Raw genomic sequence first — 11,720 nt, 5'->3', positions numbered from 1 at the left:
GACTTGATGGTCTTCCTGTCCTGACCCCATGCATTGACGGCGAAGACATTGGGTCGGCGCGTGCGACGCAGGCGCGCCGACCCCTCACAATCCCTCAATTCGGTAACGCACGCTGTCACCAGCGTGCGTTTTCTTTTTCGGGGGCCGCGCGTTTCACCGCCAGTTAACCGTGTCAGGCCAAAGTGCCGCCATGGTGATGCGCTCTGTCATTCTCGGCCTGGTTGGCCTCATGCTGCTGTCAGGGTGTGCATCCGGACCGCCCGATCAGGTTCATGATGCTTGCCTTATCCTTCAGGACAACCGCAGCTGGTGGCGTGACTTGCAGCGCACTGAGCGCCGATGGGGCATCTCGCCCGGAACCCAGCTCGCCTTCCTGAAGAAGGAATCGAGTTTCAACCGACACGCCCGCCCCGCACGCCGCCGCCTTCTGGGCGTCATCCCGGGCGCACGCCCCTCCTCCGCTTATGGATACGCCCAAGCGCTCAACAGCACCTGGGACTGGTATCGCGAGGACACGGGGCGTCGCGGCGCGGATCGGGACGATTTCGGCGACGCCGTGGACTTCATCGGTTGGTACGCCAACAAATCCCAACGGCTGTCCGGCATTTCTCTGGATGACCCTTACTCGCTCTATCTGGCGTATCACGAGGGCCATGGCGGCTATAACCGTCGCACCTATGCCAGCAAGGACTGGCTGCTGCGCGCCGCCCGTACGGTTCAAACCGATACCGAACGGTATGACGCCCAGATCAGTCGCTGCGAACGGCGGCTCAATCGCGGGCTGATCCCGTTCTTCTGAGTTTCACGCCAACCGGCGACGTCCAGCGACACGCTCTCCCACTGAGCTCGCAAGATCAGCTTCAAAAGCGGATCTATTTGTGGGACTGTCCGGCAGCGCACGATTCTGCGGCGTCCCTTGAGAAAAACCTGAACAGTTAGAGCTAGATATGTCACACGTGATTTCCGAGTATTCACGCGATAACGCCGATATGTTCCGGTTACAGTTTGAACAGGGCGACCCGTTCAAACACGTTTGCGTAGACGGCTTTCTGGACGCTGCGCTCGCCACCCGGCTTGTCGAAGAATTTCCCTCATTCGCCAAAAGCCGAGCCGTGAACGAGTTTGGAGAGGACGGGAACAAAGACGTCAACTCGGACATTCAAAGCATCGGACCGGCGTACAAGGCCATACACGCGGCTCTCGAGAGTGGCGAAATCACCAAATGGCTAACCTCTATTACCGGAATTGAAGGTCTGGTTTGGGGTGGCGACAACATGTATGGCGGCGGCACGCACGAAAACCTGCACAATGCAGAGCTGGATATCCATCTGGACTTTAACTACGACGACCGCAACCAGTATCATCGCCGGTTGAACCTGCTCGTTTACCTGAATCCGGGCTGGCAGGAGGAATGGGGCGGCAGCCTTGAGCTCCACAAGGACCCCAGAGAACCTGAAACCAATTATTTCAAGGCCTTCTCGCCGATCTTCAACCGGGCGATCATCCACGAGACCAGTCACAAATCCTGGCACGGCTTTCAGAGGATCAACATCCCCAAGGACAAGGGCGATGAGTCACGAAAGTCTCTGGCGCTGTATTTTTATACCAAGGACCGCCCGCAGGATGAGATCCGCGGCAACCATACGACCCACTACGTCCACTTCCCGCTGCCTGATGACTTCCAGATCGGCGCGACCGTGACCGAGGACATGTATCACAAGATCCATAACCTCATCCTGAAACGGGATTTGTTCCTGAAATTCTATCAGAACAAGGAAGTCGAGCAGGCCGCCGTGATCAAGCACCTGTCATCGCGGGTTCTTCCGTTCAACCTGCCGCCCGTGCGCACCTATACCCTGCGCTTCCTGTCGCGCGTGAAACAGGCGCTTCTGAAGATCCTGAGAGCGTTCAAACTGATCCGTTAGGGCCGAGAAGCGGGCCAGAGACCGGATTTCCACATCGCAATGCGGTTCAGGCTGCTTCGGGCCCTACACCCGGGCCCGGGGCTGGGGCAAATTACGCGGTGATGGCTGATGATTCGCAAGACGATCTGTTCTCCGCTCCGTCCGGGCCCAAAGGGCCTGCGACGCCGTCCGCGCCGCGCGTGACGACGCCTGAACCTGCGCCTGCGCCCCAGGCTTCCGAGGCGCCGCGCGAGCCTGCGCCGGTCGCGCCCAGACCTGAACCGGCCAAGCCGGTCAGCACGCCGAGCCCGCTCCCGGCTGCAACGGCCGAAAACAAAGGCTATGACGCATCCTCGATCGAGGTGCTGGAAGGCCTTGAGCCTGTGCGCAAGCGTCCGGGCATGTATATCGGCGGCACCGATGAGCGCGCCCTGCACCATTTGTTCGCGGAGATCCTCGACAACTCCATGGACGAAGCAGTGGCCGGGCATGCCGACCGCATCGAAGTCACCATGGACGAGGACGGCTTCGTCTCCGTCTCTGACAACGGTCGCGGCATTCCCGTCGACCCGCACCCCAAATTCCCGGACAAGTCCGCGCTTGAAGTCGTGCTGACCACGCTGCACGCCGGCGGCAAGTTCTCCGACAAGGCCTATCAGACCGCAGGCGGTCTGCATGGCGTGGGCGTCTCGGTTGTGAACGCCCTGTCCGAGCTCGTTGAAGTCGAGGTGGCCCGCGACAAGACGCTCTGGCGTCAGATCTATGTGCGCGGCATCCCGCAAGGCCCGGTCGAAAAGGTTGGCGGCGCGCCGAACCGACGTGGCACGACCGTGCGCTTCAAGCCCGATCCGGAGATTTTCGGTCCGCGCGCCGTGCTCAAGGCGCCGCGGATTTTCAACATGGCGCGCGCCAAAGCCTTCCTGCGTCGCGGCGTGCAGATCCGCTGGAAATGCCCTGAAAGCCTGGTCGAGGGCACGGAAATCCCGGCGGAAACCACCCTCGCCTTCCCCGGCGGCCTGGCCGATCGTCTGGTCGAGCTGACGCCAGGCGCAGCGCTGGTCACCGATCAGTTCGCAGGACGGGTCGAGCGTGACGGCCGCATGGGCGCCGTGGAATGGGCCGTGGCCTTTTCCGAAAACGGGTTTGGCCCCGATGACAGCTTCTGCCAGAGCTTCTGTAACACCGTGCCCACGCCCATGGGCGGCACCCACGAGCAGGGTTTGCGCTCGGCCTTGTCCAAGGGCCTTCGCGCCTATGGCGAGCTCGCAAATGTGAAGAAGGCCGCCCAGATCACCGCAGACGACGTCATGGGCGGCGCCGGTGTTCTGATCTCGGTCTTCATCAAGGATCCTGAGTTCCAGGGCCAGACCAAGGATCGGCTGTCCACTCTGGAAGCGGGACGTCTGGTCGAGCAGGCCATTCGCGACCAGTTCGATCATTGGCTGGCCGGTCGTCCCAAGGACGCAGCACGTCTCGTGGAATGGGCCGTGGATCGGGCCGAAGACCGTCTCAAGCGCAAGCGCGAGAAAGAGGTCAAACGCCAGTCCGCAACGCGAAAACTGCGTCTGCCGGGCAAGCTGGCGGACTGTTCGCAGAATTCCGCTGAAGGCGCAGAGCTCTTCCTTGTGGAGGGTGATTCTGCAGGCGGTTCCGCCAAGCAGGCGCGAGACCGGAAGACCCAGGCCATCCTGCCTCTGCGCGGCAAGATCCTGAACGTCGCGTCTGCAACCGCCGACAAAATCGCCGCCAATCAGGAAATCTCTGACTTGCTGCTGGCGCTTGGCGTCCAGCCGGGCAAGAAATTCGATCTTGAAGACCTGCGCTATGAGCGCGTCATCATCATGTGTGACGCTGACGTGGACGGTGCTCACATTGCCGCCCTGCTGGCGACGTTCTTCTATAAGTTCCTGCCGGGCCTGATTGAATCAGGCCGCCTGTTCATGGCGCAGCCGCCGCTCTATCGCCTGACCCAGGGCGGCAAGACGCTCTACGCCCAGGATGATGCCGAGAAGGACCGCCTGCTGGAAACCGCCTTCAAGAAGGGTAAGGTCGAGGTGGGCCGCTTCAAAGGTCTGGGCGAGATGACCCCGCCCCAGCTCAAATCCACGACCATGCTGCCCGAGAGCCGGTCGCTCGCCCGCGTAGTCGTCTCACCGGAAATGCGCGAAAGCGCAGATGCTCTGGTGGAGACGCTGATGGGCAAGAAGCCGGAACTGCGCTTCCAGTTCATTCAGGACAACGCCCCCTTCGTGGAAGACGTGGACGTCTGATCCCTCGCATGGCGCAGGCCTCAGAACAGCGAAAAGGCGAAACATCGCCTAAAGATTCGCCTGTGGGTTGTTTCTGATCTAGGGTGACCTCCGCAGCGGGGGCATCGCCGTTCCATCCAGCCCCGCAAACGGTTCTGGTGTGACGGAGATTCCCATGACTGACCGCCTGACATGTCTGCTCGCCGCTTTGGCCGTGTGGTGCCTTGGCGCTCCCGCCCTTGCGCAGGGACACGAACCGCCGGATGCGGACGCTTTTGATTCCGCCACGAACTTTCTGGCGTGCCGCGGCAACGGGTTCGCGCTGTGCTATTATTCCGGGCCGGGCGGAGATCAACCCACTCAACCGGGTACAAGCTCCCCGCCTCTGCCGTGTAACCCCAACCTGGAAGATACCGCAGCCTGCACCTGCTACGCCGTGCCGAGCGGGATGCATGAAGGCGAGTTCGTCTGGAACTATGTGGAGATCGGCTCGATCCTGAACGAGCAGGTTCGACATGACACGATGGAGCTGTGCCATGAAGACGGCTCAAATTGCCTGAACATGAAGAACCAGCGCGATATCTGTCATGTTGAAGACGGGGTCATCGCGGAAGCAGAAGAATGCCAGATGGCGCCGGTTTGCGCCGCCCTGGGCAATCCGGCCGCCGGGGCGCCGCAAACGCTCTACCCCGAGCTGGACAGCGCCACGCTGATCTCAACCTTCTCGTTCATCTACAGCAATGTGCACGAGTTCGGCTCAACCGACTGCACCGAGATCGAAAACCCGACCTATGCGGGGTGCATGACGGCGCCGTGCCGCGAGGATGAGAACGGGTTGACCACGTGTGAATGTCCGGTCGTGGACGGGCCGTATCAGGTGGGTCAGGCGTATGCGAACCTGCAATGCGATATTGGCCCGCATATCTGGTCTGCGGCCTATCACGAGCCGTCAGAGTCCGAAGACTGATCCCCCCTCGGACAAGAGGGCGGGCTTTCATTGAGAACCCGCCCTCATGTTTCAGTCCGCCAGAGCTGTGACATCAAACAGGATCTCTTCCGCCATCTCCCGGCGGAAAGTCCGGATGCCATTGAAGCTTGAGGCTTCCGCATGCAGGGCAAAGACGATCGGAGCCCTGGTCTCGCGGACCAGATAGCCGACATACCAACCCTCATAGCGCCCATCCTGATCAGACAACACCACAGGGCCCGCGCCGGTTTTGCCATGCAGCTCGCCATCAGGGCGTTGGCCGGCCAGTGACACCTCATTGAGCGCGGCCAGGCTGTCCTCGCTGACACCCAGTTCCCGGTTCAGCAGATGCTCAAGAAAACTGATCTGCTCACGCGGTGAGATTTCCAGCGTGTGATCGAGCCAGAATTTATCCGATCCGTCAGCGACTTCAGCATCGCCATAGGCCCAGGCCGGCAGAAGGTCCTGATAGGTGTCTGAACCGATCTGCACCGCCAGATCCTGAAACGCCCAGGCGGCAGAGCGAGTGAATGCGGTTCTGAGGGTTTGATCCTGCCGCCAGTCTTCGGGCCAGTATCCGGCGGGAGGACGCGCCTCGGAATCCCAGGGCAGCTCCGTATCAAGGCTCTCGGCGGCTCCTGTTTCCAGCGCAATGACGAGATTGGGAATCTTGAAAGTAGACCACGGACCGCGGCGACGGTCCGGCTCACTGCCTTCAAGCACATAGCTCGTGCCGGTTTCCAGATCGCGCGCAATGAAGCTGACCTGTCGATCGCCGATCGACTGCGCATGGGCGGCGCGGCTGAGCACGATCTCGGCGGACTCATACCGCGCCTGAAGAGGCGACGTGCTGATCAGGGCGAAGGTCAGGGCCAGGCCCAGTGATACAGATTTCATCGGTGCGTCCCTTGTATGAAGCCCGTCACCCATCACAGGGCAAAAAGGCGAAGACAGGGCGGAAATGGCGCCATTGGTGGATTGAGGGCGCTTCTCCATCACACGTTATCAAGTAACCCCTTCCCTCACCCCTTCAAATTAAGCCAGTCTGCGCGCTTCGCGATCCGCGCCTCGCGACCGGCGCGACAATAAGGGGAGAGTTCCGTGCACAGAACACTGAAGACGCTCGGCGCGTCGATAGCGGCCTTGTCCGTTTTCGGCCTCGCTGCGTGCTCAAACGACACTGGTACAGGATCGGGGCAGACCGGCGATGTGGACGTGGTCCGCTATGACGCCAATCCGTTCCCGAGCACCTATGAGCCGGTTCCGTCCGGCGTCACGCTCATTACCGGCGCAACCGTATTTGACGGTGTCGGCGGCGAGCTGGAAAACACCGACATCCTGATCGAGAATGGTCGCATCGCAGCCATCGGCGCGGGCCTCACCGCCCCTGAAGGCGCAAGCGTGATTGACGCCGAAGGCCGATTCATCACGCCGGGGGTTGTCGACATTCACTCCCATCTGGGCGTCTATCCGTCCCCGTCTGTGAACGCACACCAGGATGGCAACGAGGTCACCGCGCCGGTCACCGCTGAAGTCTGGGCCGAGCATGGCCTCTGGCCGCAGGACCCCGGGTTTGACACCGCCCTCGCCTCTGGCGTGACCACGCTGCACATCCTGCCCGGTTCCGCGAACCTGTTTGGCGGTCGCGGCGTGACCCTGCGCAATGTGCCCTCGCGCTCTGTGCAGGGGATGAAATTCCCGGACGCGCCCTACACGCTGAAGATGGCGTGTGGCGAAAACCCCAAGCGGGTTTACGGCAATCAGGGCCGCGCGCCCGGATCCCGCATGGGCAATGTCGCCGGCTATCGTGAAGCCTGGCAGCGCGCTGTGGAGTACCGCCGGTCCTGGAATGACTATTGGGAAGCGGCCGAAAACGGCGAAGACGTCTCGCCGCCCACTCGCAATCTCGAGCTCGATACGCTGATGGGCGTGCTCGACGGCGAGATTCTGGTGCAGATGCACTGCTACCGCGCGGACGAAATGGTCCAGATCCTCGATATGGCGGACGAGTTCGGCTATCAGGTGACGACCTTCCACCACGCTGTGGAAGCCTACAAAATCCCCGACATTCTGGCCGAGCACAACACCTGCGCCGCCGTCTGGGCCGACTGGGGCGGGTTCAAGATGGAAGCCTATGATTCCATCCGCGAAAACCTGCCGCTCACGCATTCGGGCGGCGCCTGCGCCATGATCCACTCGGATTCCGATCTGGGCATCCAGCGCCTCAATCACGAGGTCGCCAAGGCGCTCTCTGATGGTCGCCGCATGGGTCTTGATATTTCTGACGCGGACGCTGTGAGCTGGTTCACCTCGAACCCGGCCCGCGCGCTCGGCATTTTCGACCAGACTGGCTCGATCGAGGAAGGCAAACGCGCCGATCTCGTCCTGTGGTCCGGCCATCCGTTCTCCAGCTACGCTCTGGCGGACAATGTCTATATCGACGGCGCGCTGATGTTTGACCGCGCTGATCCCGAGCGTCGCACCGTGCGCGACTTCATGCTCGGCCAACCTGGTGAAGGAGACTACTGATGAAAAAGCTCCTGACCTCGCTTCTGCTGGCCGCCGCCGTTGTCGCGCCCGCCAGCGCCCAGACGCTCGTCATCAACAATGGCCGCGTGGTCACCAACACCAGCGCCGGCGTCATCCAGAATGGCGCCGTAGTGGTGCGTGACGGCGCCATCGTCGATGTCGGCTCTGACATCACCATTCCCGAAGGTGCGGAAGTCATCGACGCCGAAGGCGGCTGGATCACGCCGGGCCTGTTCCACCCGCAGACCCAACTCGGGCTGATCGAGGTGGGCGCCGAGCCCTCCACCCATGATGACGCTGCAGACGAAAGCAGCTTCACCGCGGCGATTGATGTGGCGGACGGCTTCAACCCGTCCGGCACCCATATCGCGTCCGCCCGCCTTGAAGGCGTGACCCGGTTTGCGGTTCATCCCGCCACCGGCTCAGCCATTCTGGCCGGTCGCGGCGCTCTGGCGGATGCATCGGGGTCTCCTGACAGCCTGTTCGCCACGCGCCAGTTCATGCTGGTTGACATGTCGCAATCCGGCGGTCGCACCGCGGGCGGGTCCCGCACCGCAGCCTGGGCCTTTTTGCGCGCCGCCATCGAGGATGCGCGCTTCTATCCGGGCCGCTTCATGTCCCACCATGAAGGCGATGCGATTGACCGCTATGACGCGGCGGCGCTTGTGGGCGCGGTACGGGGCGAAATTCCGCTGGTCATGCTGATGGACCGGGCGGCGGACATCCGGCGCGCCATCGCCTTCGCCGAGCAGTATCCGGCCATCCGCGTGATCATCGCAGGCGGCGGTGAAGCGCATCTGGTGGCGGATGAGCTGGCGGATGCCGGCATTCCGGTCATCATCGACCCGATGCGCAATCTGCCCGACAGCTTTGACACCCTGGCGACCACCAATGAAAGCGCGTCGATCCTGCATGAGGCGGGAGTCCAGCTGGCCTACACCACGCTGGGATCCGACCTCTATTTCAACCCGCGTCTCCTCGCCCAGCACGCCGGCATCGCCGTCGCGCATGGCGCGGACTGGGACGACGCCTTCCGGGCGATCACCCTGACGCCGGCTGAAATCTACGGCGTGGGCGACCGGTTTGGCGCCCTGGCGACAGGCTATACGGCTGATGTTGTGGTCTGGGATGGCGATCCGCTCGAAGTCATGAGCGCGCCCACCAGCGTCGTCATCAATGGCGAGGTTCAAAGCCTTGAAACCCGTCAGACCCGCTTGCGGGACCGCTACGCGGAGCTGCAAAACGATCACGAGTACGCCTACGAGCACTGATCGCGTCCCTTAAACGCCACACACTGGCGATTAAGTCACAGAAAAGGGCCGGCCGCGTTGACAGCGCGCGCCGGCCTTTTATGTTCGCGCCACGCAATTGCGCCGGATGAGCTGGCGCCGGTTAGACAGGATCGATCCCGATCCTGACCGATAAGCGACTTCAGAGGCGCATGACGTTTGAAGACCTCGGGCTGAGCCCCGCACTCCTGTCAGCTATTGCTGACGCCGGTTACGAAAAGCCCACTCCGATCCAGGAGGGCGCCATTCCGGTTGCGCTCACCGGGCGGGATGTTCTGGGCATCGCCCAGACCGGCACCGGCAAGACCGCATCCTTTACCCTGCCGATGATCGAGCGCCTGTCGCGCGGCCGCGCCCGCGCCCGCATGCCGCGCTCTCTGGTGCTGGCGCCGACGCGGGAACTGGCGGCGCAGGTGGCGGACAACGTCAAGCTCTACGCCAAGAACCACAAGCTCAATATGGCCCTGCTGATCGGCGGCGTCTCGTTTGAACCCCAGAAGAAAATCCTGGATCAGGGCGCTGACATTCTGATCGCGACCCCGGGACGTCTGCTGGACCATTTCGAACGCGGCGGTCTCCTGCTGACCGGTGTCGAGATCCTCGTGATCGACGAAGCCGACCGCATGCTCGACATGGGCTTCATCCCTGATATCGAACGCATTCTGAAGCTGCTGCCGCCGCGTCGTCAGACCCTGTTCTTCTCCGCGACCATGCCGTCGGAGATCAAGCATCTGGTCGACACCTTCCTGCGCGATCCCGAGCGGGTTGAAGTGGCGCGCCCGGCACAGACGGCGGACACCATCACCCAGTACATCGTCCGCGTTTCCGACAATCAGGCGCGCACCAAACGTGAAGCCCTGCGCGACGCCATCAACCGCGACGGCGTGAAGAACGGCATCATTTTCTGCAATCGCAAACGCGATGTGGATATTGTCGCGCGCTCTCTGCAGCGCCACGGTTTCTCGGCAGCCCCCATCCACGGGGATCTGGATCAGAACCAGCGCATGAAGACCCTTGCCGAATTCAAATCCGGCGAACTGCGTCTTCTGGTCGCATCTGACGTCGCGGCCCGCGGTCTCGACATTCCGGCCGTGAGCCATGTGTTCAACGTCGACATTCCGCGTAACGCTGACGACTATGTGCACCGCATCGGTCGCACCGGCCGTGCAGGCCAGAAGGGTGAAGCGGTCACGCTGGTCTCTTCCGAGGACAACAAGGCCCTGGCCAAGGTGGTCAAGCTGATCGGCCAGGAGCCCGCCGAGCTCAAACTCGATGGCAAGGCACAGCCTGCGCCTGCTGAAGCCGCCGCGCCTGCGTCTGAAGAGCCCAAAACTGCGAGCTCTGAAGAGAAACCGAAATCTCGCCGCCGTTCACGGTCGCGTAACAAGCCTGAAGCCGAAGCGCCCGCCGCAGACGCCCCCAAGGCGGAAACGGTTTCCGAACGCGCCCCGGCGCCGGAAAAAACTGAACGTAAAGAACGCCCTGCCCGCAATGAGCGCTCTTCTCGTCAGGACCGGAAAGACCGTTATGACCGCCACGAGCGCGATCTCAGCCCGGTCGGCTTTGGTGATCACGTACCGGAATTTTTGCTCCGTCCGGCGCTTCCCTAGGCAAAATCTGCGACGCGTTTACCCGATCTTTCGATTCAGATGCGATAGTTCCCGCCAAGAACCGCAGAATAGCGGTCCAAGGTCAGGGGTTCGTCTTGAACGGTCGTCTACACGCTGCTGAAGGTATCGAGATCGGGCGCAAAGCGCTTGATTTGATGGCTAGTCTCGGGCTGGTGCCCACGCCGCACAACTATGCGATTTTCACCGCATATGTGTCTGATACGATACCGTCCTTGTGTTCGGTCATTCAGGGACATCTGGATCGGGATGAGCCGATGTCCTCCGAGCTCCTTGAAGATCTCTACGACACGCATTTCAGCTTCAAGCGCATCCAGAGCGCAGTTCTGGACGCTGGAGGCGCAATGAGCCGTGAGCTGGGCTCTGTGGTCCAGACGCTGCAAGCTGCTGAACGGGACACCGCCGCCTATGGCGCGGAACTGGCCGGCGCAACAGGTCGTCTCGACAAGGTGACGGACGCCAGCGCTATCAAGCAAATGGTTGAAGGCCTTGTCGCGGCTACGGCGCGCATGCAGCGCCGCTCGCGCGATCTGGAACGCCGTCTGCAGGAAACCAGCCAGGAAGTGAACCAGCTTCGCAGCAATCTTGAAAAAGTGCGCGAGGAAGCGATGACCGACGCCCTGACCGGCGTCGCCAACCGCAAACGGTTTGATGAAGCCATGCGCAAGTCGCGACGGGACGCGGACCTGACCGGAACGCCGTTCTCTCTGGTGCTGTGCGATATCGACCACTTCAAACGCTTCAACGACACCTGGGGACACCAGACGGGCGACCAGATCATCCGGTTCGTTTCCGCCTGCCTGACCCGTTACGCCTCCGATCATCATGTGGTGGCGCGCTATGGCGGTGAGGAATTCGGCATCGTGATGCCGAACACGTCCTTGCAGGACGCTGCCAACGTGGCTGAGAAAATCCGTCAGGTCGTTGAGAGCAAACGCCTTCTGCGCAAATCCACCAATGAGGATCTGGGCAATATCACGATCTCGATGGGCGTCTCGCAATTCCGCCCCTCTGAAGTCGTTGAATGCCTGATCGAACGGTGTGACGCCAATCTGTACAAGTCCAAGCAGAAAGGCCGGAACCGTGTCACGGTTGATGGCGCGGACATGAGCACGGGGCGCGGCACAGCCGCCGCCTGATCCTCAACGATCAGC

General features: G+C 61.9%; 9 protein-coding genes. 8 read left to right on the top strand and 1 reads right to left on the bottom strand.

From position 1 onward, the window contains the following. Nucleotides 1–169: 169 nt before the first annotated feature. The 4 genes from ACFELO_RS06140 to ACFELO_RS06125 all read left to right on the top strand — a co-directional run bounded on the left by ACFELO_RS06140 (nt 170) and on the right by ACFELO_RS06125 (nt 5,120). Nucleotides 170–799 carry a transglycosylase SLT domain-containing protein gene (locus ACFELO_RS06140; protein WP_440959665.1) on the top strand — a complete coding sequence of 210 codons (630 nt, stop codon included), beginning with the start codon at nt 170–172 and terminating at the stop codon, nt 797–799. 148 nt (nt 800–947) lie between these two features. Continuing rightward, nucleotides 948–1,925, top strand: coding sequence for a 2OG-Fe(II) oxygenase (locus ACFELO_RS06135; protein ID WP_440959664.1), 978 nt, complete (start codon nt 948–950; stop codon nt 1,923–1,925). A gap of 101 nt (nt 1,926–2,026) precedes the next feature. Next, entirely contained in the window at nt 2,027–4,174 is a 2,148-nt protein-coding gene (parE, locus tag ACFELO_RS06130) for a DNA topoisomerase IV subunit B (protein ID WP_440959663.1), read from the top strand. Between the two features lie 154 nt (nt 4,175–4,328). Continuing rightward, a complete protein-coding gene (locus ACFELO_RS06125; RefSeq protein WP_440959662.1) occupies nt 4,329–5,120 on the top strand; it encodes a hypothetical protein in 792 nt (263 codons plus the stop codon). Between the two features lie 51 nt (nt 5,121–5,171). Here the strand turns inward: ACFELO_RS06125 and ACFELO_RS06120 are convergent, their stop codons facing one another. After that, nucleotides 5,172–6,017 (bottom strand): penicillin-binding transpeptidase domain-containing protein, encoded by an 846-nt coding sequence (locus tag ACFELO_RS06120; protein ID WP_440959661.1) that lies wholly within the window; start codon nt 6,015–6,017, stop codon nt 5,172–5,174. A 204-nt stretch (nt 6,018–6,221) separates the two neighbouring features. On the opposite strand from ACFELO_RS06120, the gene ACFELO_RS06115 reads away from it, so the two are divergent. The 4 genes from ACFELO_RS06115 (at nt 6,222) to ACFELO_RS06100 (ending at nt 11,705) form a co-directional block, all read left to right on the top strand. Beyond that, on the top strand, nt 6,222–7,649 hold the full coding sequence (locus ACFELO_RS06115) for an amidohydrolase (RefSeq protein ID WP_440959660.1): 1,428 nt from the start codon (nt 6,222–6,224) through the stop codon (nt 7,647–7,649). Further along, nucleotides 7,649–8,920, top strand: coding sequence for an amidohydrolase family protein (locus ACFELO_RS06110; protein ID WP_440959659.1), 1,272 nt, complete (start codon nt 7,649–7,651; stop codon nt 8,918–8,920). Before ACFELO_RS06115 ends, ACFELO_RS06110 begins: the two co-directional genes overlap by 1 nt. 170 nt (nt 8,921–9,090) lie before the next feature. Further along, nucleotides 9,091–10,548 carry a DEAD/DEAH box helicase gene (locus ACFELO_RS06105; RefSeq protein ID WP_440959658.1) on the top strand — a complete coding sequence of 486 codons (1,458 nt, stop codon included), beginning with the start codon at nt 9,091–9,093 and terminating at the stop codon, nt 10,546–10,548. Nucleotides 10,549–10,643: 95 nt separating this feature from the next. Continuing rightward, complete coding sequence (locus tag ACFELO_RS06100) at nt 10,644–11,705, top strand: GGDEF domain-containing protein (RefSeq protein ID WP_440959657.1); 1,062 nt, start codon at nt 10,644–10,646, stop codon at nt 11,703–11,705. Nucleotides 11,706–11,720 lie beyond the last annotated feature (15 nt).

Source organism: Oceanicaulis sp. LC35 (assembly GCF_052055585.1).
Taxonomy (GTDB): Bacteria; Pseudomonadota; Alphaproteobacteria; order Caulobacterales; family Maricaulaceae; genus Oceanicaulis.
Note: the sequence above shows the minus strand (reverse complement) of the source record. Positions and strands in the feature narration are given on the sequence as shown.